At 72.6% G+C, this 21192-nt stretch carries 22 protein-coding genes; 4 read left to right on the top strand and 18 right to left on the bottom strand.

The window, feature by feature from the left end; all coding sequences use genetic code 11:
- Positions 1–123: 123 nt before the first annotated feature.
- The 3 genes from ACFPZN_RS20105 to ACFPZN_RS20095 all read right to left on the bottom strand — a co-directional run bounded on the left by ACFPZN_RS20105 (position 124) and on the right by ACFPZN_RS20095 (position 3488).
- The gene (locus ACFPZN_RS20105; protein WP_378283567.1) at positions 124–756 is read right to left on the bottom strand and encodes a TetR/AcrR family transcriptional regulator; all 633 of its coding nucleotides are present in this window, start codon (positions 754–756) and stop codon (positions 124–126) included.
- A 303-nt stretch (positions 757–1059) separates the two neighbouring features.
- Positions 1060–2376, bottom strand: coding sequence for an acyl-CoA dehydrogenase family protein (locus ACFPZN_RS20100; protein ID WP_378283566.1), 1317 nt, complete (start codon positions 2374–2376; stop codon positions 1060–1062).
- Between the two features lie 53 nt (positions 2377–2429).
- Positions 2430–3488, bottom strand: coding sequence for a phosphotransferase family protein (locus tag ACFPZN_RS20095; protein WP_378283565.1), 1059 nt, complete (start codon positions 3486–3488; stop codon positions 2430–2432).
- Positions 3489–3617: 129 nt separating this feature from the next.
- Here ACFPZN_RS20095 and ACFPZN_RS20090 point away from each other — a divergent pair, with 129 nt between their 5' ends.
- Positions 3618–4259, top strand: a complete 642-nt coding sequence (locus ACFPZN_RS20090; protein ID WP_378283564.1) for a TetR family transcriptional regulator — start codon at positions 3618–3620, stop codon at positions 4257–4259.
- Positions 4260–4277: 18 nt separating this feature from the next.
- Here ACFPZN_RS20090 and ACFPZN_RS20085 read toward each other — a convergent pair whose 3' ends face one another.
- Positions 4278–5120 carry a mycofactocin-coupled SDR family oxidoreductase gene (locus ACFPZN_RS20085; RefSeq protein ID WP_378283563.1) on the bottom strand — a complete coding sequence of 281 codons (843 nt, stop codon included), beginning with the start codon at positions 5118–5120 and terminating at the stop codon, positions 4278–4280.
- A gap of 90 nt (positions 5121–5210) precedes the next feature.
- On the opposite strand from ACFPZN_RS20085, the gene ACFPZN_RS20080 reads away from it, so the two are divergent.
- Positions 5211–6119 carry an alpha/beta fold hydrolase gene (locus tag ACFPZN_RS20080; RefSeq protein WP_378283562.1) on the top strand — a complete coding sequence of 303 codons (909 nt, stop codon included), beginning with the start codon at positions 5211–5213 and terminating at the stop codon, positions 6117–6119.
- A 77-nt stretch (positions 6120–6196) separates the two neighbouring features.
- Here ACFPZN_RS20080 and ACFPZN_RS20075 read toward each other — a convergent pair whose 3' ends face one another.
- Genes ACFPZN_RS20075 through ACFPZN_RS20060 form a run of 4 tightly spaced genes read right to left on the bottom strand, consistent with a single transcriptional unit; the run spans position 6197 to position 8766 of the window.
- Positions 6197–6961: an SDR family NAD(P)-dependent oxidoreductase gene (locus ACFPZN_RS20075; protein WP_378283561.1), complete on the bottom strand. Its 765-nt coding sequence runs from the start codon at positions 6959–6961 to the stop codon at positions 6197–6199.
- A complete protein-coding gene (locus ACFPZN_RS20070) occupies positions 6958–7818 on the bottom strand; it encodes an enoyl-CoA hydratase-related protein (RefSeq protein ID WP_378283560.1) in 861 nt (286 codons plus the stop codon). Before ACFPZN_RS20070 ends, ACFPZN_RS20075 begins: the two co-directional genes overlap by 4 nt.
- Positions 7819–7849: 31 nt before the next feature.
- Complete coding sequence (locus ACFPZN_RS20065) at positions 7850–8278, bottom strand: MaoC family dehydratase (protein WP_378283559.1); 429 nt, start codon at positions 8276–8278, stop codon at positions 7850–7852.
- On the bottom strand, positions 8278–8766 hold the full coding sequence (locus tag ACFPZN_RS20060; RefSeq protein ID WP_378283558.1) for an FAS1-like dehydratase domain-containing protein: 489 nt from the start codon (positions 8764–8766) through the stop codon (positions 8278–8280). The genes ACFPZN_RS20065 and ACFPZN_RS20060 overlap by 1 nt, the downstream gene beginning before the upstream one ends.
- A gap of 140 nt (positions 8767–8906) precedes the next feature.
- Here ACFPZN_RS20060 and ACFPZN_RS20055 point away from each other — a divergent pair, with 140 nt between their 5' ends.
- Positions 8907–10049 (top strand): acyl-CoA dehydrogenase family protein, encoded by a 1143-nt coding sequence (locus ACFPZN_RS20055; protein ID WP_378283557.1) that lies wholly within the window; start codon positions 8907–8909, stop codon positions 10047–10049.
- A gap of 21 nt (positions 10050–10070) precedes the next feature.
- On the top strand, positions 10071–11726 hold the full coding sequence (locus ACFPZN_RS20050) for a class I adenylate-forming enzyme family protein (protein WP_378283556.1): 1656 nt from the start codon (positions 10071–10073) through the stop codon (positions 11724–11726).
- Here ACFPZN_RS20050 and ACFPZN_RS20045 read toward each other — a convergent pair.
- From ACFPZN_RS20045 to ACFPZN_RS20000, 10 genes are all read right to left on the bottom strand, one after another.
- The gene (locus ACFPZN_RS20045; RefSeq protein ID WP_378283555.1) at positions 11667–12794 is read right to left on the bottom strand and encodes a serine hydrolase domain-containing protein; all 1128 of its coding nucleotides are present in this window, start codon (positions 12792–12794) and stop codon (positions 11667–11669) included. The two genes, ACFPZN_RS20050 and ACFPZN_RS20045, sit on opposite strands and share 60 nt — an antisense overlap.
- Before the next feature lie 72 nt (positions 12795–12866).
- A complete protein-coding gene (locus ACFPZN_RS20040; protein WP_378283554.1) occupies positions 12867–14018 on the bottom strand; it encodes an acyl-CoA dehydrogenase family protein in 1152 nt (383 codons plus the stop codon).
- A gap of 101 nt (positions 14019–14119) precedes the next feature.
- Entirely contained in the window at positions 14120–15031 is a 912-nt protein-coding gene (locus ACFPZN_RS20035; RefSeq protein WP_378283553.1) for an SDR family oxidoreductase, read from the bottom strand.
- A gap of 31 nt (positions 15032–15062) precedes the next feature.
- Entirely contained in the window at positions 15063–15629 is a 567-nt protein-coding gene (locus ACFPZN_RS20030; protein WP_378283552.1) for a nuclear transport factor 2 family protein, read from the bottom strand.
- Positions 15630–15644: 15 nt separating this feature from the next.
- Positions 15645–16829 carry an acyl-CoA dehydrogenase family protein gene (locus ACFPZN_RS20025; protein ID WP_378283551.1) on the bottom strand — a complete coding sequence of 395 codons (1185 nt, stop codon included), beginning with the start codon at positions 16827–16829 and terminating at the stop codon, positions 15645–15647.
- Positions 16830–16854: 25 nt separating this feature from the next.
- A complete protein-coding gene (locus ACFPZN_RS20020) occupies positions 16855–17973 on the bottom strand; it encodes an acyl-CoA dehydrogenase family protein (RefSeq protein ID WP_378283550.1) in 1119 nt (372 codons plus the stop codon).
- 28 nt (positions 17974–18001) lie between these two features.
- Entirely contained in the window at positions 18002–18781 is a 780-nt protein-coding gene (locus ACFPZN_RS20015) for an enoyl-CoA hydratase/isomerase family protein (protein WP_378283549.1), read from the bottom strand.
- An 11-nt stretch (positions 18782–18792) separates the two neighbouring features.
- Complete coding sequence (locus ACFPZN_RS20010) at positions 18793–19548, bottom strand: SDR family oxidoreductase (protein ID WP_378283548.1); 756 nt, start codon at positions 19546–19548, stop codon at positions 18793–18795.
- 61 nt (positions 19549–19609) lie between these two features.
- Positions 19610–20014, bottom strand: a complete 405-nt coding sequence (locus ACFPZN_RS20005) for a Zn-ribbon domain-containing OB-fold protein (RefSeq protein WP_378283547.1) — start codon at positions 20012–20014, stop codon at positions 19610–19612.
- 8 nt (positions 20015–20022) lie between these two features.
- Positions 20023–21183 (bottom strand): thiolase family protein, encoded by a 1161-nt coding sequence (locus tag ACFPZN_RS20000; protein ID WP_378283546.1) that lies wholly within the window; start codon positions 21181–21183, stop codon positions 20023–20025.
- Positions 21184–21192 lie beyond the last annotated feature (9 nt).

Below are 21192 nucleotides of genomic sequence, written 5' to 3'. Positions count from 1 at the left end.
CATCCCTGCCGACAAATCAATTGAAATAGCTGAATGATTGCGTGATAGGTCACACTGCCAGGCTCAGCGAGGGGCGTCAAGATATCGCTGCTATCTTCCGGGACCTCGGATCCGGGTCGCGGGTCAGGCTTCCGGGATCGAGGCCCCGCGCAGGATGAAGCCGGACATCTCCTCGACGATCCGTGCGCGTCCCGGCCGGTCCTCGGCCGGGAACAGCGCCTGGTCGAGAACGGACACGCCGAAGATCAGCGCGAAGGCGAACCGCACCGCGTAGGCGGGCTCCATGGTCGTGCCGCCCTTGGCCCCGCTCTCGAGCGCGACCTCGCTCTGCAGGCGGTCGAAGACCTCGCGCAGGAACGACGCCGTCGCGGCGGCCAGTTCCGGCGCGTCCTCGGCGGCCGCCCCCGACATCGCTCCCAGCAGCGCGCGGTTCTCCAGGAGGAGCCGGTACAGGCCGTCGACGAAGACCTCGGTGTCGTGGGCGGAACTGTCCGCGCCGTGCCCCTGCTCGGCCCAGCGGCGGACGTAGCCGGCGACGAAGTCGTGGAACGGCTGGTAGGCCGCCTCCACGAACAGGGCGGCCTTGGAACCGAAATGCCGGAAGACCTGCGCCTGGGTGACGCCCGCCCGCTGCGCGATCTGCCGGGTGGAGACCCGGGCGTACCCGTGCTCGGCGAACAGGTCCCGCGCGGCCCGCAGCACCAGGGCCCGGACCGTCGACGGGCTGCGCCGCGATCTCGGCGGAGGAGAGTCCATCACGGGCCATCATCGCCCATCGGCGTCGCCGGCCCGTCAGGGACCCCGGCCGGCCCCGCGCGATCGTCACCCGCCGGCGGACACCGGAACCGTCGGCCGTTCACCCCGCCCTGTACCGCACAAAGAGGCGTTTTCCCAGCTCATCACCCTGGTGGTGCGAGCTGATCCGCTCGGCGCTGGGGCCCGGCGTCGACGCGGAGGCGGCGCTGTGGACCCTCGTCTGGACGGTCCACGGCTACCTGCGGGCCGGATATCTGGACCGATCGGGCCGACGCCGCCCACCGAGCGCCCCCGAGCTTCCGCTCACACCCCGGCCTCTCGCGCCTCGGCGGCCTGGGACGCGAGGGCCTCGGCGTGCTTCTCGCGGGCCGCCGCGACGCGGGCGGGCAGCCACTGGGTGGGCCAGTCGCCCGGCGCCGGCTCCCGCTCGCGCAGGATCAGCCGCGCGGCGGTCGACAGGTGCACCTCGGTCGGACCGTCCCAGATGCCGTAGCCCGGGGTCAGCTGCCACAGCGTCGAGAACGGCATCTCGTCGGACACTCCCAGGGCTCCGTGCAGATGCATCGCGCGGTGCACGACATCGTGCGCGACCCTCGCCGAGAGGACCTTCGCCACGGCGATGTCACGCCGGACCTCGGGGGTGTAGCCCTGCCCCTGGTCGATCCGCCACGCGGTGCGCAGCACGAACAGCCGGAACTGCTCGATCTGGGCGTAGCTGTCGGTGATCGCCTGCTGGACGAGCTGCTGGTCGGCCAGCGAGCGGCCCCGGGTGGTCCGGCTCAGGACCCGCTCGCAGGCCATGTCGAAGGCGTACCGGGCCTGCCCGACGGCGCGCATGGCATGGTGGACGCGCCCGCCGGACAGGCGGGTCTGGGCGATCTCGAAACCCTGGCCGGGCTCGCCGAGCAGGGCGTCGGCGGTCACCCGCACGCCGTTGTAGCGCAGCAGCGCGTGGTCGATCGCCTCGGCGGGCTCGCCCATGTACCGGGTCGGGCGGACGGTCTCGATGCCGGGGGTCTCGCGGGGGACCAGGAACATCGACATCCGGCGGTGCGGGGCGGCGTCGGGGTCGGTCACCGCCATGACGATGAGGAACGCCGCCTGCTCGGAGTTGGAGGTGAAGAACTTCTCCCCGTCGATGACCCAGCCGTCGCCGTCGCGGACCGCGCGGCACCGGAACCCGGTGGGGTCCGAGCCGCCGTGCGGCTCGGTCATCGAGAACGCCGAGAACAACTCCCCGGCCAGCAGCGGCCGCAGGTACCGCTCCTTCTGCGCGGCCGTCCCGTAGTGCGCCAGGACCTCGGCGTTGCCGGTGTCGGGGCCCTGGACGCCGAAGATCGTGGGCCCCCACTGGTAGGGCGCCAGGATCTCGTTCATCAGGCTGAGCTTGACCTGGCCGAACCCCTGGCCGCCCAGTTCGGGGCCGAGGTGGCAGGCCCACAGCCCGCGCCGGCGGACCTCGTCCTTGAGCGGGTCGATCACCTTCTTCAACCAGGGCGGCGGAACCCGGTGGTGGTGGTGCGGCCAGAGCACCTCCAGCGGTGCGACCTCCTCCTGGACGAACTCGCGCATCCACTCCAGACGGGAAGCGAACTCAGGCTCGGTGTAGAACTCCCACATGACCGTTCCTCCTCAGAAAGTCCGCCGGTAGAGCCCGCGGCCCGGTCCGCCCATCACAGCCCCCGCTCGCCACGGGCGAACCGCGCCGCGGCGACCATCAGCCGCGGGACCATCACGGCCATGCTGTTCTTCTCCTCCGGCACGCCCCGCCGCGCCTCCCGCGCGTAGGTGCCCTCCAGGATCACGCCGAGTTTGAACAGGGCCAGGCACGCGTAGTACGGCAGAGCGGAGAGGTCGCGCCCCGACCGCCGCGCGTAGCGCGCGACGAGTTCGGCACGGGTGGGGTCGCCGTCCGGCCGGCCGGGCAGCGCGGTCAGGACCAGCTCCTCGCCCGGGTCGGTCCAGCGCGCCACCAGGTGGCCGATGTCCAGCAGCGGGTCGCCGATCGTGCCGGTGTCCCAGTCGATGACCGCGGCGAGCCGCGGCGGAGGGGCCGGGGCGACCATGACGTTGAACGGGCTGTAGTCGCCGTGGATGAGGGCGGGAGCACTGCCGGCCGGGCGGTTGCGCTCCAGCCAGCCGGTGACGAAGTCCAGCTCCGGCAGGTCCCGCGTCCGGTACCGGTCGAGCTGGGCCAGCCATCGCGGCACCTGCCGTTCCAGGAAGCCCTCCGGCTTGCCCAGCCCCTCCAGTCCCCGCGCGCGCCAGTCGACCTCGGCCAGGTCGACGAGCGCGTCCACGTAGGCCTCCGCCAGCCCTCGCCGGAGGGCCGGGTCCGATCCGAACGGTTCCGGCATCTCGAAACCGGGCGTGAAGCCGGTGATCTTGTCCATCACCAGGAACGGCGCGCCGATCACCTCGGGGTCCTCGCAGAGCAGGCGCGGCGCCGGATGCGGGACGGGCGTGCCCTCCAGCGCGGTGAGGATCCGCCACTCGCGGACCATGTTCGAGGCGCTCGCGTCGTTCAGCACCGCGGGCGGTCTGCGCAGGACGTAGGAGTCCTCCCCCAGGCGCAGCTCGAACAGGGCGTTCCCGATGCCGGTGGCCGTCCCTATCCGGGTCACGGTCAGCGGCGCACCCGGTTCGCCCAGGCGCCCGCCGAGCCAGCCCGCGAGAGCGGTGGCATCGAGTTGCAGCGGCGTGCTCGCCGCGGCGGCGGCCGATCCGGTCATGAGCGCCCTCCAGGGCCGGCTTGTCGGTGACAGTGGCTGACAATAGAGTCGGCCACTGACATCGTCAAGGGATCGACGCACGGAACGTGCCATGCTGATCCACCACGACCACGCATGCCAGGAGGCGTCATGCTCCCCGATCGCCCCGCCGGCGGCGGGCTGGACACCGATCCGGCTCCGGATGCCGGCGGCCCCGCCGAGGACTTCCGCACCCGGCGCAGGCGCCTCGTCCAGGACGAGGTGGCCCGGATCGCCATCCGGCTGTTCCTGGAGCGCGGCTACGACGCGGTGTCCGTGGACGAGATCGCCGAAGCGGCCGGGATGTCGCAGCGCACCTTCTTCCGCTACTTCCCGACCAAGGACGAGGTGCTGGGGCGCTACCGCGGCTCGCTGCGCCAGGGCCTCGTCCAGGCGCTCAAGGCGCGGCCCGAGGGCGAGGGACCCGTCACCGCGCTCCGCGCGGCCTACGAGCAGACGTCCCGCGTCGAGCCCGGTGACCGGCCCAGGGTGCACGCGGTGGCCCGCGTGCTGGTGGCCGCGCCCGACCTCTGGGCCAGGGATCTGGGAGAGACGGTCCTCGACGAGTCGGTCCCGGCGGAACTGGGCCGCCGCGTCGGCGCGGCCGGCGGTGACATCCGCCCGGCGGTGGTCGCCGCGGCCGTCTCCAGCGCCGCGATCGTCGGCTGGAACCAGTGGGTGCGTTCCGACGGGAGCGGCGACCCCGCCGCGATGGTGGTCGCCGCCATCGACCTGCTCGGCCTGTCGGACTGAGCGATCAACGGAGGACGCTCAGACCTTGGTGGCCCCCATGTCCAGGGTCAGCTGGGTTCCGGTGACCGACCGGGACAGGTCGGACGCCAGCCAGAGCACCCCGTCGGAGATGTCGCGGGGCTCGGCGATGGGGAGGTCGGGCAGCAGGCTGGCGAACGACGCCCCGTAGGAGGGATGCCGGGAGAGCACCTCGTGCACGTTCGCGTCCTCTCCCATCGGGGTCAGCACGCCCCAGGGGTGCACCGAGTTGACCCGGATCCCGTACTCGCCGAGTTCGGCGGCCGCGGACTTGGTCAGTCCCACGACGCCGTGCTTGGCGGCGCTGTAATGCCCCTGGCCCGGCAGGGACTTGATGCCCGCGACCGAGCTGACGGTGATGATCGACCCTCCGTTGCCCGCCTCGATCATGTGCGGCACGGCCGCCTTCAGCGTCCGCCACACCCCGGTCAGATTGACGTCGATCATCGTCCGCCACTGCTCGTCCGAGATCTCCCAGAACCGGCCCCAGTTGCAGATGCCCGCGTTGGCCACGACCACGTCGAGCCGGCCGTCCAGCCGCGCGACGGCCTCCTTCAGCACGGCCCCGAGCGCCGCGGAGTCGCGGACGTCGGCCTCGTGCGCCACGATCGGGGCGCCCTCCGCTTCGACGAGCCGGACGGTCTCCTCCAGATCGGCCGGGCCGGACGCGGGGTAGCCGTTGTCGGCCGAAACGGGCGCGCAGACGTCCACCGCGATGATCGCGGCGCCCTCCCGCGCCAGCCGGACGGCATGGCTGCGCCCCTGTCCGCGCGCCGCACCGGTGATGAACGCGACCTTGCCCTGCAGCAGCATGGCATCCGCTCCGATCTCGTGTCGATCCAACCGTTGATAGAGTAAACTAATTTAATCATTTTCTTACGGTGATAGCTGTAGCAGTCGGGGACGTACATCCACGGCAGAAGGAGACGCCCGGTGGGCACAGGGCAGGCGGCGACGCTCAGGATCGAATGCGACGACAAGGTCACGCTGGTCGCGGACGCGCATGGAGACCCGGCCGATCCGCCGGTCGTGCTGCTGCACGGCGGCGGTCAGACCCGGCACTCCTGGCGCGCCACCGCCCGGGACCTGGCCGGGTCCGGCTGGTACACGCTCGCCGTGGACCTGCGCGGCCACGGCGAGAGCGGCTGGTCGCCGGACGGGCGGTACGGGCTCGACAGGTTCGCGACCGACGTCGTGCGGATCGCCGAGTTCCTCGGGCGCCCTCCCGTCCTGGTCGGAGCGTCCCTGGGTGGCAACTCCTCCCTGGCGGCCCTCGGGCACCACCCCGAGCTGGCGCTCGGCCTGATCCTGGTGGACGTGTCGCCGTTCCTGCAGCCCAAGGGCACCGGCCGCATCGGCGCGTTCATGCGCAGCGGGTCCGAAGGCTTCGCCTCCCTGGAGGAGGCCGCCGACGCCGTGTCGGCCTACCTGTCGCACCGGCCGCGTCCCCGCAACGTCGAGGGGCTGCGCAAGAACCTCCGCGAGGAGAACGGCCGATTCTTCTGGCACTGGGATCCGGCGTTCCTCAGGAGCAGCGAAGACGAGGCCGTCCAGCGCGACAGGCTCATCGACCCCGCGCGGCTCGGCGCCGCGGCGATGTCGCTGCGGGTGCCGACGCTGCTGGTGCGGGGCGGCGAGTCCGACGTGCTCAGCGTCGCCGACTCCCGGCGCTTCCTCGAGCTGGTGCCGCACGCGGAGTTCAGCAACGTCCAGGGCGCCCACCACATGGTCGCCGGAGACGACAACGCCGTCTTCGACCGCGTCCTCGGAGAGTTCCTCGAACGCCGCGTCCGGTCCCGCCTGAACCTCTTCGCGCAGGCGGCCCTGGACCGCGGGGAGTGACCGATCGCCCCGCGGCCGTCCAGAGACACGACGGACCCCGGCCACGGGAGCGGCCGGGGTCCGGTGGCGCATCGGGCTCAGCCCAGGATCGTGCGGCCGCCGTCGAGCATCAGCGTCGCGCCCGTCAGGTAGGACAGGTCATCGCTGACCAGGGCCGCGACGGCGCGTCCGATGTCCGGCTCCGGATCCCCCATGCGCCCCAGCGGGATCTGCCGGATGACCTTCTCGAAGCGTTCCGGATCGGCGTCGCGGTACTCGGCGGCGGCCGGGCTCAGGGCGGCGGGGCAGACGGTGTTGACCCGGATGCCGTACCGCCCCCACTCGCGGGCCGCCGTCCGGGTGAGACCCCGGATCGCCTCCTTGGCCATCGCGTACGAGCCGAACGCGGGATCGCCCAGCACCGCGGTGGAGGAGCCGAAGTTGACGATGCTGCCGCCCTCCTCGCGGAGATGGGGCAGTGCCGCCCGCATGGCGTGGAAGGTCGCCAGCGGACCGGTGCGGTAGGCGAGGTCGATGTCCTCGTCGGTGGTGTCCTCCAGCAGCCGCTGGACCGAGGACTGGGCGTTGTTGACCAGGACGTCGAGCCTCCCGAAGGCCGCGAGGCACTCGGCGACCATCCGTTCGACGTCCTCGCGCCGCCCCACGTCCCCGCTCACGGCATGGGCCCTGGCCCCCCGCTCCGCGATCTCGGCCACGACCGCGCGGAGCTTGCTCTCCGTGCGGCCGGTGACGACCACCGCGGCGCCCTCCTCGGCCAGGGCCAGCGCGACACCGCGTCCCACGCCCTGCCCCGCCCCGGTGACGAGCGCGACCTTCCCTTCCAGCCGCGTGCCGCCGCTCATCCGGCCTTCTCCCCGTCGGCCGGGCGCGCTTCCTCGCCGAGGCCGGCGAACCGAGGCGGCCGCCGTTCGATGAAGCTGCGCACCCCCTCGCGGTAGTCGGGCGCCTTCCTGGCCTCCAACAGCAGTGCCAGGGCCTCCCGGTGGCCTTCGGAGAACCCGCGGTCCTGGTCGTCCCGCAACTGCCGCTTGATCAGCGACATGGCGTACGGGCTGCTCTGGCGGGCGAGCTCGCCCGCGTACTCCAGCGCCGCCGGCAGCAGGTCCGCCGGCTCCAGGAGGCGGTTGACCAGTCCCATCGCCAGGGCCTCGGTGCCGGTCACCGGGCGGGACGACAGCAGCAGGTCGCTCGCGTGCCCGTATCCCACGACGCGCGGCAGGACCCACGCGACGCCGTCCTCGGCGACCAGCCCCCGGCGGCTGAAGGCCGCGGCGAACTTGGCGCGCGGCACGGCGAAGCGCACATCGCACATCAGCGCCTGGTTGAACCCGATGCCCGCGCAGCCGCCGTTCACCGCGGCGATCACGGGCTTGGAGCAGCCGAGCGGGCGCGTGCGCGGCGGAAGCCGGTGGGTCGGGTACGGCTTCGCCCCGGACGAGGCGGCGTCCAGCACGCTCATGTCCATGCCCGGGCAGAAGCTGCGGCCGGCGCCGGTGAGCACGACCGCGCGCACGTCCGGGTCGGACTCGGCGCGGTCGAACAGCTCGTTGTAGAGCAGCTCCATCTCGAGCGTCCACGCGTTGTGCCGGTCGGGCCGGTTGAGGGTCAGCACGAGCACGCCGTCATCGGTCAGCTCGCTGAGAATGACCGGCTCCTCGCCGGCGTCTCGGGCCTCCGCCTCGGAACGGATGTCGGTCATCGTCGTCTCCCCGCTTCGCGTCGCCACGTGGTCAGGCCGGGCCGTCGAGCCTGGCCGCCGCCGTGCCCGCGACCACCTCGACGCCGTCCTGGTTGACGGTGCGCAGCGACACCTCGGCCACGGGGCCGTGGTCGCCGGCGGTGATGTCCTCGACGGTCGCGGTGACGGTGAGCGTGTCCCCGGGCCACACCTGGGCCTTGAAGCGGACGCCGAACCGCAGCAGGTTCTCCCTGCCGAACCATTCGGTGAGCACGCGTCCCGTCATGCCCATCGTCAGCATCCCGTGCGCGAACACGCCGGGGTAGCCGGCGCTCCCGACCGCGAACTCCTGGTCGGTGTGCAGGGGGTTGAAGTCCCCGGACGCCCCGGCGTACTGCACGATCTGCGTGCGCTTCAGATCCTCGGCGACGACGCGCTCACGGGTCTCGCCGACCTTGATCTCATCCCTGGAGACGGCCATCAGTTCCCTCCCTTTCCGCCGCCGGCGGAGGGGCCGGACACCGGCCCCTCGGGCACCACGCCCACCGAGCGGGCCGTGACCACGAGGTCGCCGCCGGCGTCCCGGTACTCGGTGATCGTCTCGGTGAAGCGCAGGAGGCCGGCCCGGCCCTTCTTCTCCCAGGCGCGTCCCGGCCGGGTCTCGGCCGTCAGCACGTCGCCCGCGCGCACCGGCCGGTGGTACTCGAAGTGCTGCTCGGCGTGCAGGCCGCCGCCGCCCTCCCGGGCCGTCCCCGGGCCCGCGCCGGACCCGAACCACTCCTCGCCGGGCTTGGGCCGCAGGGGGTGGTCGTCGTCGAAGTGCGCCGAGGCCATGACGAAGGTGGGCGGCGCGACCGCGTGCGCCTCCGGGTCGGCCAGCTCGGCCTCGTAGGCCGGATCGTGGTCGCCGACGGCGCGGGCGAACGTGAGCATGTGCCCGGGTTCGACCGGGAGCCTGATCACCGACATGTGTCTGGTCCTTTCACGACGGCCCTTCAGCCGCTACCGGAAGCGTCTATGAATCATTTAGCTATATACACTAATCTATCGTCACCCTGTGCGGCCAGTGGCCGCGGAGGCCGGTTTCCCCTGCGTCCCGGAGGCAGCAGATGCGTCGAACGATCTTCACCGCGGAACACGACCTGTTCCGCGAGACCGCCCGCGCCTACTTCGAGCGCGAGTGCGCTCCCCGCACCGAGGAGTGGGAGCGCGCGGGCCAGGTCACCAGGGAGGCGTGGACGGCCGCCGGCAAGGCCGGGCTGATCGGCTGGGAGTTCCCCGAGGAGTACGGCGGCCAGGGCGTCCGCGACTTCCGCTACAACGCGATCATGGCCGAGGAGATGGCCGCGACCGGTTCGGTGGGCATCGGGCTGGGACTCCAGAACGACGTCATCCCCCCGTACCTGATGAACCTCACCACCGACGGGCAGAAGGCCCGCTGGCTGCCCGGCGTCGTCAGCGGCGAGACCATCTGCGCGCTCGCGCTGTCCGAGCCGGGCGCCGGGTCGGACCTGAAGGGCATCCGCACCACCGCGCGCCGCGACGGCGGCGACTGGGTGATCGACGGCTCCAAGACCTTCATCACCAACGGGATCCTCGCGGACCTGGTGGTGGTCGCCTGCAAGACCGACCCCGAGGCCGGGCACAAGGGCATCAGCCTGATCGTCGTGGAGCGCGGCGCCGAGGGGTTCGAGCGCGGCCGCAAGCTCGACAAGGTCGGCATGAAGGCGCAGGACACCTCCGAGCTGTTCTTCCGGGGGGTGCGGGTCCCGGCCGAGAACCTGATCGGGCAGGAGGGCCGCGGCTTCTACCACATGATGGGCAACCTGCCCACCGAGCGGCTGGCCATCGCCGTCTCCTCGCTCGCCGCGGCCGAGCGCGCCTTCAAGATCGCTCTGGCGTACGCGGGCGAGCGCACCGCCTTCGGGCAGACGATCGGCGGCTTCCAGGCCACCAGGTTCGCGCTCGCCGACGCGCGCGCCAAGCTCGACGCGGCCCGGGTCTACGTCGACGGCTGCACCATGGCCCTGGTGGAGGGGCACCTGACCGCCGAGGACGCGGCGGCCGCCAAGTACTGGACGTCGGAGACCGCGTGGGGGGTCATCGACCGCTGCATGCAGCTCTTCGGCGGCTACGGCTACGTCAACGAGTACGAGATCGCCCGCATCTGGCGCGACAACCGCGTCCAGCGCGTGTTCGGCGGCACGTCGGAGATCATGCAGGAGATCGTCGGCCGCTCGCTGGGTCTGTGACCGCTCCAGGAGGGCACTGCCATGCCGAAGAGCGAAGACCCGGCGCCCTTGACGATCGCGCACCGTCCGGCGGACGAGGAGGAGCCCCTCTGGGAGACGACGGTCGGCGCCCTGCTCCGCGACATGGCCGCCCTGCACGCGGGCCGAGCCGCCCTGATGTGGCCGGAGGGGGAGGAGCTCCGCGAGATGACCTGGCGGGAGCTGCTGGAGTCGGCCGAACGCGCGGCCGGGCTCATCCTCGGACGCGTCTCCCCCGGCGATCCCGTCGCCGTCTGGTCGGCGAACTCGGCCGACTGGGTGGTGCTGGAGTACGGGGCGGCGCTGGCCGGCACGCCGCTGGTGCCGGTCAACACCGCGCTCACCGATGCCGAGGCCGCCCACCAGCTCCGCGACTCCGGCGCCCGGCTGCTCCTGGCGGCCGAGACCTTCCGCGGGAGGGCGCTGCGAGAACGCGCCACGGCGCTGGCCGCGGAGCTCCCGGCACCGTGCCCGGTCCTCGGCATGGACGCCCGGCGTTCCGCTCCGCGGCCGGAGCCGGGCGCCCTGCCCTCGCCCGCGCCCGGCTCGCCGTTCCTCATCCAGTACACCTCCGGCACCACCGGAACCCCCAAGGGGGCGGTGCTCAGCCATCTGGCGTGCGTGAACAGCGGCCGTTTCGGCATGGCCGCGCTGCACGAGCCCGGCTCCCACGAGATCTACTGCAGCCCGCTTCCGCTCAACCACGTCGGCGCCTCGGTCTGCGCCGTGCTCACCGCCGCCTCGGTCGGCGGCACCTACGTCCTGGCCCCCTCGTTCGACGCCGCGACCGTCCTGCGGCTGGTCGAGCGGTCGCGGGCCACGATCCTCGGGCTCGTCCCCACGATGATGACCGACATCCTGGCCTGCCCCGACCTCCGCACGCGCGATCTGAGCAGCCTGCGCGTGGTCTGCGGCGGGGGCTCGACCGTGCCGCCCGAACTCATCCGGCGCCTTGAGGACGGACTGGGCGCACGGCTGGCCATCGCCTACGGGCAGTCCGAGAGCCCCTACGCGACGTCCACCGGCCTGTCCGACGACGATGTGACCAAGGCCGAGACGCTGGGACGGCCCTGCGCCCACCGCGAGGCCCGCATCGCCCGCCTCGGCTCCGGCGAGACGGCGGAGCTCGGCGAGCACGGCGAGCTGCTGATCCGCTCGCCGCTGAACATGACGGGCTACCACGCCCGTCCCGAGGAGACCGCGCGGACCCTCGGCGCCGACGGCTGGCTGCGCACCGGCGACATCTGCAGCATGGACGCCGGCGGTGTGCTGCGCGTCCACGGCCGCAGCAGGGAAGTGATCATCCGGGGCGGGGAGAACATCTATCCGCGCGAGGTGGAGGAGGCACTGCTGGCGCATGACGCCGTCGCGGACGCGGCGGTCGTCGGCCTGCCCGACGAGCGGCTCGGCGAGAAGGTGGCGGCCTTCGTCCGGCTCGTTCCGGGGGCCGCCGCCGGGCCCGGCGAGCTGGAGTTCTTCGCCCGGTCCCGGCTCGCGGCGTTCAAGGTCCCGCGGGTGTGGGACTTCGTCGAGGGCTTCCCGCTGACCGCCTCGGGCAAGATCCGCAAGCATGTGCTGCGGGAGGGGCTGCTGAACCGCTCAGAGGAGGTCCGCGGCCAGGTCGGCGACCTCGGTCAGCAGAGCGGTCCCCCAGGGTGAGAGGTCGTATCCGGCCAGCGGGTAGCCGTTGCACAGCCAGGCGAACGACAGGCCCGTCTCCGGGTCCAAGAAGGCCAGCTGGTAGGCGGCCCCGCTGTTGCCGTAGAGGGCGGGCGAGCCGGTCGAGGGCAGGTTGCCGCCGGCGTCGGGGCCGGCGACCGTCACGAACAGGCCCATCCCGACGCGCTTGCTGCCGCCGCCGTAGAGCTCGTCGCCCGCGGGACGCTCGGCGAAGCGCATCCGCCTGCCCTCCTCGACCGCCTCGCGCCGCCACAGCCCGGAGTGCTCCAGGGCCTGGTAGAACAGCGCGACGTCCGCGGCCGTGCCGACGAGGGAGTGGCTGGGTTCGCCCGCGGCGAGGACGTCGGGGTCGGACAGGTACCAGGCGCCCCAGGGGTCGGGCTCCTGGTCCTCGCCGGTGCGGTCGGTGGCGATCATCGGGGCGACGGTGTCCTTCTGGCGCTCGACCGGCACGCCCAGCTCCAGGCTGCGCAGCCCGAGCGGCCCCGCGACCCGCTCGTGCAGGTAGTCCGCGAACCGCCGGCCCGTGCGCCGTTCGACGATCTCGGCGATCAGCCACGCGGCCGAGGTCAGATGGAACTGGAACCGGGTGCCGGGCGGGTAGTCCAGCCGCCAGCGGCCGAAGGCGGCGAGCCGCCGGTCGCGGTCGCGCATCCTGGGGTGGCCGAGCGGCGCGAACGGGAAGCCGGCGGTGTGGGTGAGGACGTGCTCGACCGTCACCGCCTCCTTCCCGTTCGGCGCGAACTCGGGGATGATCTCGGCGACGCGCTCGTCGAGGCGCAGCAGCCCCTCCCCCAGCAGCTTCCACACCACGCCCGCCACCACGGACCGGCCCACGGACTGCAGGATGTACCGGGTGCCGGGATCGGCGTCGCCCCAGGTCTCGAACGCCACCAGGCGGCCCCCGCGGGCGACGGCCAGCTGGGCCGACGGCAGCGGCCCGTGCTCGACCTCCGGCCTGACCCGGTTCAGCAGCGCCTCCAGCTTGCCGGGATCGACCCCGGCGGCCGAAGGGTCCACGATCGTACGGTCGATCGGATCGCTCATGGTGCGCCCCTCCCGGGTGGCTGCTTCGGCCGGTCGGCCCGTGGTGTCGGCCCGTGGTGTCAATACGCGTGCTCAGTACGTGCGCAGGCCCATGCTGCGGGCGATCCCGTTGCGCTGGATCTGGCTGGTCCCGCCCGAGATCGTGGCGACGATCGACTCCCGGTAGCGGAAGCTCATGACGCTCTCGGTGGAGAACCCGTGCCCGGCGCACACCTGCATGCCCAGCCGCGCCGCGTTGACGTAGGTCTCCGAGCCCTTCAGCTTGGCCATGGACCCCTCCCGGGTGCACGGCCTGCCCTGCGCCAGGAGCCAGGCGGCCCGGTAGGCGAGCAGGCGCGCGGAGTCGATCTCGGTCTGCAGGTCGGCCATGGCGTGGGCCAGGGACTGGAAGGTCCCGATCGGCCGGCCGAACGCGTGCCGCTCGCGGGAGTACTCCAGCATCTCGTCCAGCGTGGCCTGGGCCGCGCCCAGGTAGCCGCCGGAGATGATGACCTTCTCCAGTTCGATGTTGGAGAGCATCACCTTCCAGCCCTCGTCCTGCGGTCCGACCAGGTTCTCCTTCGGCACGACGGCGTCGTTGAAGAAGACCTCGTTGGTGCCCAGGATGTGCCGGGCGAGCGTGGGCGTGCGCCTGACCTCGACGCCGTCGGACGCGGGGTCGACCAGGAGCAGGCTGATCCCGCCGTGCTTGGGCTCGCGCGGGCCGGTGCGCACGTAGGTCGCGATCGTGGTGTCGGGCAGCCCGCCGCCGGTGCACCAGGCCTTCTGGCCGTTGACCAGGTAGTGGTCTCCCCGGTCGTCGGCCTGCGTGCGGAGCGCCGCCGCGTCCGAGCCGGTGTCGGGCTCGCTGAGCCCGACGGCGAGCCGGTGCCGCCCGGTCATGACCTGTTCGCGGATGAAGGCCCGCTGCGCCTCGTTGCCCCACCGGAACACGGTGAGCCCGGGGATCAGCACGCCGATGTAGCACATCGCGACGTCGAAGCTCGCCCGGCCCAGCTCCTCGGCGATGAGGATCAGCTCCAGCGGTCCGCCGCCGTCGCCGCCCTCCTCCTCGGCGAAGGGGAGCGCGAACCAGCCGAGATCCGCCATGCCCTCGAACAGCTCGGGCGGGACGGTGGACCGCTCGTCCCACTCCTTGGCCCGCTCGGCCGGGCAGACGTCGTCGACGAACCGGCGCGCGGTCGCGCGCAGCATCTCCTGTTCGTCGGTCAGGGCGAAGTCCACGATGCACCCACCTCAATCACACTAAGAGTTTATTTAGTTAGATTATTCTATGAGATTGAGGCGGCCTGCAAGCCGAGGGGCGGCCGGCGGCGGGACGTGCCTCAGCCCGCGGCGCGCTCGCCCAGCCCGTCGGCGTTGGGCGCGGCCTCGGCCACCAGTCCCGGGACGACGCCGGTGAGGGCCGCGGGCTCCCACCGGTCCGCGGAATCGGCCGACGGGCCGGCGACCCAGCCCTCCAGCACCGTGATCCGGTTCCCCATCGCGCCGAAGACGCGGCCCGTCACGTCCCTGGAGGCGGCCGAGCCCAGCCACACCACCAGCGGCGAGATCGCCTCCGGGCTCAGGTCGCCCTTCGCCGCCGCGTCCCGCATGAACGCGATGTCCTCGGTCAGCCTGGTCAGCGCCGTGGGCGCCACGGCGTTGACCGTGACGCCGTAACGGGCCAGCTCCGCGGCCGCGATGATCGTCAGACTCGCGATCCCCGCCTTCGCGGCGCCGTAGTTCCCCTGGCCCACGCTCCCGAACAGCCCCGACGGCGAGGTCGTGTTGATGACCCGGGCGTCCACCGCCCGGCCGCCCTTGGCCTGCTCGCGCCAGTACGCGGCCGCGTGGTGCAGCGGCGCGAAGGTGCCCTTGAGATGCACCGCGAGCACGCTGTCCCAGTCACGCTCGGTCATCGACACGACCATCCGGTCGCGCAGGATGCCGGCGTTGTTGACCAGCACGTCCAGGCCGCCGAACGCCTCCACGGCCTGGCCGACCAGCCGCCGCGCGCCCTCCCAGGACGAGATGTCGTCGGTGTTGGCCACGGCCTCGCCGCCGGCGGCGACGATCTCGTCCACCACCTGCTGCGCCGGGCCGCCGGAGGCGCCGCCGCCGTCACGCCCGCCACCGAGGTCGTTGACCACGACCCTGGCCCCCTGGGCGGCGAACGCCAGCGCGTGCGCCTTCCCGAGCCCGTTCCCGGCGCCCGTGATGACGACGACGCGCCCCTCGCACAGTTTCTCGGACATGCACTGGCTCCTCAGATAGTGAATGCACGGCTCACGGCCGTCCCGTGAGCCCCTCGACCGCCGGATCGCCGTCCCAGAAGGGCGCCCAGGACGCGAACCCGGCGGGCAGCGGAGGCTCGGAGGCCCCCTCCCAGCCGGTGAAGCCCACCGCCTGGGGGCGCTCGGTCACGTCGGCGGCGTACCAGTGCTTCTCGCTGCGGCGGGAGAAGTACCACTCGCCGTCGAGGCGGACGTAGTCGTCCAGGTAGCAGATCGCCATCACGATCCACCGGTCGCCCACCTCGTGCTCGGCCCGGCAGTAGACGGCGCCCGTCGCGTGGTCGCGATCGGTGAACTCGATGCGGTGCCCGCAGATCTGGTGCACCGACCGGTAGAAGCCGCGCACGAGGGGCTCGATGTACGCGCGCAGGACCTCACGGCCGCGCCCGTGACGGCCCATGTCCACGTCCGGGCGGAAGCAGGCGACCCACGCGTCCAGGTCCCTGGAGTCGACCGCGAGCGCGTAGCGGATGGGCAGTTGCCCGATGGCCAGACGGGACTCGATCCGGTCGATCCGTTCCAGGAGATCGGGACTGTCAGGCGATGGGGGCGTGGTCATCGAACCGACCTCCGTTCACACCGGCCTCGGATCTCTCGGGAGGCCGAGCACCTGCTCACCGATGATGTTGCGCTGCACCTCGCTCGATCCGCCGTAGATGGTCTCGGCGAGCGAGATGAGGAACGAGCGCTGCCGGGTGTCCAGGCCGTAGCCGTCCCCGACGATCTGCCCGGCCGGTCCCGCGATCTCCGTCGCCAGGTGCCCCATCCGCTGGTGGTTGGTCGAGGCGTAGAGCTTGGCCGTCGTCGCCTGCGGCCCGGGGGTGCGGCCCTGGAGCAGCTCGGCCACCGTGCGCAGGTTGGTGGTACGCATGATCCGCACCGACATCCAGGCGTCCAGGATCGACCGGCGGTGCATCGGGTCGTCCAGCGCGCCGCGGTCGCGGGCCAGTTCCAGCAGCGCGTCCATCTCCCGCTCGAAGGTGAGCTGCAGGGGCAGCAGTGTGGTGCCGCGCTCGATGCCGAGCGTCCCCATCGCGGTCCGCCAGCCCTGGCCCACCTCGCCGACGACCATGTCCGCCGGCGTCCGGGCGTCGGTGAAGAACACCTCGGCGAACTCGTCCTGACCGGCCAGGGAGCGGATGGGACGGATCTCGACACCGGGCTGGTCGGCCGGGATCAGCAGCATGCTGAGGCCCTTGCTCCGCTTGGAATCGGGGTCGGTCCGGCACAGCGCGTACAACCAGTCGGCGTGCATGCCGAAGGTGGTCCACACCTTCTGGCCGTTGACGACCCACTCGTTTCCATCGAGCTCCGCACGGGTGCGCACGGACGCCAGGTCGGACCCGGCACCGGGCTCGCTGAACCCCTGGCCCCACAGTTCCTCGACGGCCAGGATGCGCGGGAGGAAGCGTTGCTTCTGCTCCTCGCCGCCCATCGCGATCAGCATCGGGCCCAGCAGGTCGAGGCCGTTGCCGGTGGCCCGGTAGGGGGCCCCGGACCGCGCGTACTCGTACTCGAAGACGATCTCCTCCAGCAGGCCCAGGCCACGGCCGCCGTACTCCCGGGGCCAGCCGACGCCCAGCCAGCCCCCGGCCGACAGCTCCCGGTCCCAGGCGAGGCGGACCTCCCACGCCTCACCGTCGGTCGGGCCTCCGACCCCGCGGTGCGCGGCGAACTCGCCGACCAGGTGCTCGGCCAGCCAGGTGCGCACCTCCTCGCGGAACTCCTCGGCCTCCGCGCCGAACTGCAACTCCATCATCGCTACCTCCTCGCGAACCGCGCGGTCACAGGCCCAGCGCGGCGGCCAGGAGCTCGCGGTGGTGGGCGGGCGATCCCAGCAGCGCCTCAGCGCTCTTCGCCCGCTTGAAGTACAGATGCGCCGGATGCTCCCAGGTGAAGCCGATGGCGCCGTGCACCTGGACGCTGCCGGCCGCCACCCGGCTGAAGACCTCCGAGCAGTAGACCTGGGCCAGGGCCGCGGCGACGCGGATCTCCCGCTCGTCGCCCGACTCCAGGGCCCACAGCCCGCCGTAGGCGGCCGAACGGGCCGACTCCAGCTCGGTGAGGAGGTCGGCGCACAGGTGCTTGACCCCCTGGAACGAGCCGATCGGACGGCCGTACTGCACCCGGACCTTCGCGTACTCGACGGCCGTCGCGAGCGTGGCCGCCGCGCCGCCGACCTGCTCGGCGGCGAGCAGGATCCCCGCGGTGGCCAGGGTGCGCTCGACGACCGGCCACGCCGTCCCGGCCCGCCCGACCAGCCGCGCGGGCGTGCTGACGAACTCCAGCCGCGCCTGCTCGCGGGTCTGGTCCAGGGTCGGCAGCCGTGTCCTGGTGAGGCCGGGGGCGGTGGCCTCGACCGCGAACAGGCTGACGCCGTCCTCGCCGCGCGCCACGACCAGCAGCAGGTCGGCGAGGTGCCCGTCCGGGACGTAGGTCTTGACGCCCGACAGCGCCCAGCCGCCGCCGACGTGCGAGGCGGCGAGCCTGACCTCGTCCTCGGTCCAGCGCCCGCCCTCCTCGGTCAGTGCGAGCGTCGCCACGGTCGTCCCGGCGCAGATGCCCGGGAGCAGGTCCTTGGCGGCGAGTTCGTCATCGGTGCGCAGGAGCGCCTCGGCGGCGAGGGCGACCGAGGCGAAGTACGGGGCGCACAGCAGCGCCCGTCCCATCTCCTCGAAGACGATCCCGAGCTCGGCGTACCCGAAGCCCGCGCCCCCGTACTCCTCGGGGACGGCGAGCCCCTGGAGCCCGAGCTCACCGGCCATGCGCCGCCATACCGGCGGGTCGTAGCCCTCGCCGCCCTCGGAGATCCGCCGCACGTCGGTCTCGGCCGAATGCGCGGCGAGGAACGAGCGCACGATCGTGCGCAGCTCCTCCTGCTCCTCGCTGAAGCTGAAGTCCATGGTCATCTTCCTCGTCTCGGCCGCGGGTTCACCGGCCCTGGAACTCGGGCTCGCGGCGCTCGCGGAACGCCTTCAATCCCTCTTCGCGGTCGAGGGTGGTGAACAGCGCCGTCACGGTCTCCCGCTCGTAGGCGATCGCGGTGTCCAGGTCCATCCCGAGCCCGCGATCCACCAGGTGCTTGCCCGCCTCCAGTGCCCGCGGCGCACCGGCCGCCAGCCGCTCGGCGAGTTCCAGCGCCGCGTCGAGCGCTCCCCCGGGCGGGGCCAGCTCGTTGACCAGCCCCACCGCGTGCGCGCGCTCGGCCGTGACGGGCTCGCCCGTGAGGATCATCTGCTTGGCGATCGCGGGCGGGGCGAGCCTGGGCAGGCGCTGGGTCCCCGCCGCGCCGGGCAGGACGCCCAGTTTCATCTCCGGCACGCCCAGCCGCGCGCCGGCCTCGGCGACCCGCAGGTCGCAGGCCAGGGTGAGTTCGAGGCCGCCGCCGAAGGCGAACCCGTGGACGGCGGCGACCGACGGCTTCGGGTACGCCTCCAGCAGGCCGAAGACGTCGGTGGTCCGGTGGACGAAGGCCCGGAAGTCGTAGGGGCCCGCGCAGGCCCCGATCTCGTCCAGATCCGCTCCGGCCGAGAAGGCGCGCCCCGCACCGGTGATGACGAGCGCGCGGACCTCGCGTTCGCCGCGCAGCCGGTGCAGCTCCGACTCCAGCCGGTCCAGGGTGGGCGTCCCGATGGCGTTGAGCTTGCCGGGGCGGTTCAGCGTGAGGACGGCGACACGGCCCCGCACCTCGGTCGTCAATACCTGGGTCATCTCGGCGTTCCTCACAGCATCGTCAGGCCGCCGCTGACCGACAGCGTCTGGCCGGTCATGTACGCGGCGGCGTCCGTCGCGAGGAACGCCACGACCCCCGCGACCTCGGCGGGCTCGGCGGGGCGCCGGAGCGGGATCGCGCGGATCGTCGCGTCGTACATCTTCTGGCTGTAGTCGGCCACCTGGCCGAGCAGCGCGGTGTCGGTCGGGCCCGGGCACACGGTGTTGACCGTGATGCCGTGCCGGGCGACCTCGCGGGCCAGCGCCTTGCCGAAGGCGATCACACCGCCCTTGGTGGCCGAATAGACCACCTCGCCGGAGGAGCCGACCCGGCCGGCGTCGGAGGCGATGTGGACGATCTTCCCGGTGCCGCGGGCGATCATGTCGTCGAGCACGGCGCGGGTCACGGTGATGGTGCCGCGGAGGTTGACCGCGATGATCCGGTCCCACTCCTCCTCGGTGCCGTCCACGAAGCTCTTGATCACGTCCACGGCCGCGTTGTTGACCAGGACGTCGACCGGTCCGAGCGCGTCCTTGACGGTGCTCACCGCGGCGCGGACCGCGGCCCCGTCGGAGATGTCGGCGGCGACGCCCACGGTGCGGACGCCATGCCGCGCGGCCACCGCGGCGGCGCCCTTCTCGGCGGCCCCGGCGTCCACGTCGCACACCGCGACGGCGGCGCCCCGGGCGGCGAGCGCGTCGGCGATCGAGGCGCCGATGCCGCGCCCGGCACCGGTCACCATCGCGACCCTGCCCTGCAGTTCCACATCTCCTCCTGGCTGGACGTGCTCGGAACCGACCCGCCCACAATACAGTTAAATAATTTAATTATCTACTCGATGCTTCGGGATGCTCCTCCGGGACGAAGCACGGCAGCGTGATGGTGCCGTCCAGCTCGCGGAAGGACACCCGCACCCGCGCCCCGATCGCCACCGAGTGCGGCTCCACGTCCACGACGTGGGAGAGCAGCGTCCCCCCGTCGTCGAGGTCGATCACCGCGAGGGCGAAGGGCACCTCGAAGCCGGGACCGGGAGCCCGGTGCACGACGGTCACGGAGTAGACGGCCCCGCGCCCGCTCGACGGCTCGTAGCTCCAGTCCGCCGACAGGCAGCCGGGGCAGACGGGCTCGGGGACGAAGAAGCGCGTCCCGCAGTCCGCGCAGCGCGGAATCAGCAGCTCTCCCCGGCGGGTCCCCTCCCAGAAGGGACGGGTCAGCTCCGTCGGCACGGGCACCGGCCGACTCATCGGCCCTCCCCCAGGACGGCCATCTCGTAGTGCTGCGCGCCCGAGCCCGCGTTGCCCACGACGGCGAGCCGCGCGCCCTCGATCTGGTGCACCGCCGTACCGCGCAGTTGCCGTACGGCCTCCACGACCTTGAGCGTCATCTGCTGGGTTCCGTTCCAGGAGTAGGAGAGGCAGCCGCCGTCCGGGTTCACCGGGTGCTTGCCGTCCAGCGCGATGGCCCCGCTCTCGGCGAGCGGCCCGCCCTCTCCCTCCGCGCAGACCCCCAGCGCCTCCAGCTGACGGATGATCTCGAAGGAGTTGGGGTCGTAGAGGGAGAAGACGTCGATGTCATGCGCGCCGACGCCGGCCATCCCGTAGGCGCGGGACGAGGCGTCCCGGCCGATCTGGCCGACCTCCCGGTAGAGGGCCGGGTTGGCGTAGGCGGCCTGGTGGTACTCCATCCCCCCGCCCAGCACCGCGACCGGGGAGTGCGGAAGGTCCCGGGCGCGGTCGGCCGTGGTCACCACGAACGCGGCGCCGCCCTCCCCGACGATGCAGCAGTCGAGCAGGTGGAACGGGGTGGCGACCATGCGGGAGGCGAGCACGTCCTCGGCCGTGTAGGGCCCCTTGCCGTACATCATCGCCTCGGGATTGGACGAGCCGTTGTTGCGGATCGTGGCCGCCACCTCGGCGAGCTGGCGGGAGGTGGTGCCGTACTCGTGCATGTGCCGCGCGGCGACCAGGGCGAACTGCGCGACCACGTAGGAGCCCCAGACGTCGGTGAACTCCAGGGGCTCGTCACCGGCGCCCACGGGCGCGTTGTCCGGCCCACGGGACACCAGGCGGCAGCCGCCCACCACGACCGTGTCGGCATACCCCGCCGTGACCGCCGCGGCCGCCTTCAGCAGCCCGCGCGCACCGGCGTTGTCCAGCATGGAGTCACTGGTCCAGCGCAGGTCCCGGCCGAACAGGCGGGCCCAGGAGCTGCCCTCGCCCGCGACGCCGCCGGGTCCGGGCCAGTCGAGCTGGGCGCCGTCGATGTCGGCCGGGGTCAGCCCGGCGTCGGAGATCGCCCCGCGGACCGCGTCCAGGGCCAGGTCCATCGCGGTCCGGTGCGGCAGCGACAGCCCCTGCTCGGTGGCGTGGATCCCGACGATCACGGCCTTCCGGTCAGCCATGCCGCCTCC

Source organism: Actinomadura rugatobispora, assembly GCF_042656285.1.
Taxonomy (GTDB): Bacteria; Actinomycetota; Actinomycetes; order Streptosporangiales; family Streptosporangiaceae; genus Spirillospora; species Spirillospora rugatobispora.
Note: the sequence above shows the minus strand (reverse complement) of the source record. Positions and strands in the feature narration are given on the sequence as shown.

Bases quoted from the DNA above. Each gene is read 5' to 3' on its own strand.
- ACFPZN_RS20055 (WP_378283557.1), top strand. From the start codon at position 8,907: ATGCGTCGAACGATCTTCACCGCGGAACACGACCTGTTCCGCGAGACC.
- ACFPZN_RS20025 (WP_378283551.1), bottom strand. From the start codon at position 16,829: ATGATGGAGTTGCAGTTCGGCGCGGAGGCCGAGGAGTTCCGCGAGGAG.
- ACFPZN_RS20050 (WP_378283556.1), top strand. From the start codon at position 10,071: ATGCCGAAGAGCGAAGACCCGGCGCCCTTGACGATCGCGCACCGTCCG.
- ACFPZN_RS20070 (WP_378283560.1), bottom strand. From the start codon at position 7,818: ATGACCGACATCCGTTCCGAGGCGGAGGCCCGAGACGCCGGCGAGGAG.
- ACFPZN_RS20100 (WP_378283566.1), bottom strand. From the start codon at position 2,376: ATGTGGGAGTTCTACACCGAGCCTGAGTTCGCTTCCCGTCTGGAGTGG.
- ACFPZN_RS20030 (WP_378283552.1), bottom strand. From the start codon at position 15,629: ATGACCACGCCCCCATCGCCTGACAGTCCCGATCTCCTGGAACGGATC.
- ACFPZN_RS20020 (WP_378283550.1), bottom strand. From the start codon at position 17,973: ATGGACTTCAGCTTCAGCGAGGAGCAGGAGGAGCTGCGCACGATCGTG.
- ACFPZN_RS20105 (WP_378283567.1), bottom strand. From the start codon at position 756: ATGGACTCTCCTCCGCCGAGATCGCGGCGCAGCCCGTCGACGGTCCGG.
- ACFPZN_RS20090 (WP_378283564.1), top strand. From the start codon at position 3,618: ATGCTCCCCGATCGCCCCGCCGGCGGCGGGCTGGACACCGATCCGGCT.
- ACFPZN_RS20075 (WP_378283561.1), bottom strand. From the start codon at position 6,961: ATGAGCGGCGGCACGCGGCTGGAAGGGAAGGTCGCGCTCGTCACCGGG.
- ACFPZN_RS20095 (WP_378283565.1), bottom strand. From the start codon at position 3,488: ATGACCGGATCGGCCGCCGCCGCGGCGAGCACGCCGCTGCAACTCGAT.
- ACFPZN_RS20065 (WP_378283559.1), bottom strand. From the start codon at position 8,278: ATGGCCGTCTCCAGGGATGAGATCAAGGTCGGCGAGACCCGTGAGCGC.
- ACFPZN_RS20035 (WP_378283553.1), bottom strand. From the start codon at position 15,031: ATGTCCGAGAAACTGTGCGAGGGGCGCGTCGTCGTCATCACGGGCGCC.
- ACFPZN_RS20000 (WP_378283546.1), bottom strand. From the start codon at position 21,183: ATGGCTGACCGGAAGGCCGTGATCGTCGGGATCCACGCCACCGAGCAG.
- ACFPZN_RS20015 (WP_378283549.1), bottom strand. From the start codon at position 18,781: ATGACCCAGGTATTGACGACCGAGGTGCGGGGCCGTGTCGCCGTCCTC.
- ACFPZN_RS20045 (WP_378283555.1), bottom strand. From the start codon at position 12,794: ATGAGCGATCCGATCGACCGTACGATCGTGGACCCTTCGGCCGCCGGG.
- ACFPZN_RS20060 (WP_378283558.1), bottom strand. From the start codon at position 8,766: ATGTCGGTGATCAGGCTCCCGGTCGAACCCGGGCACATGCTCACGTTC.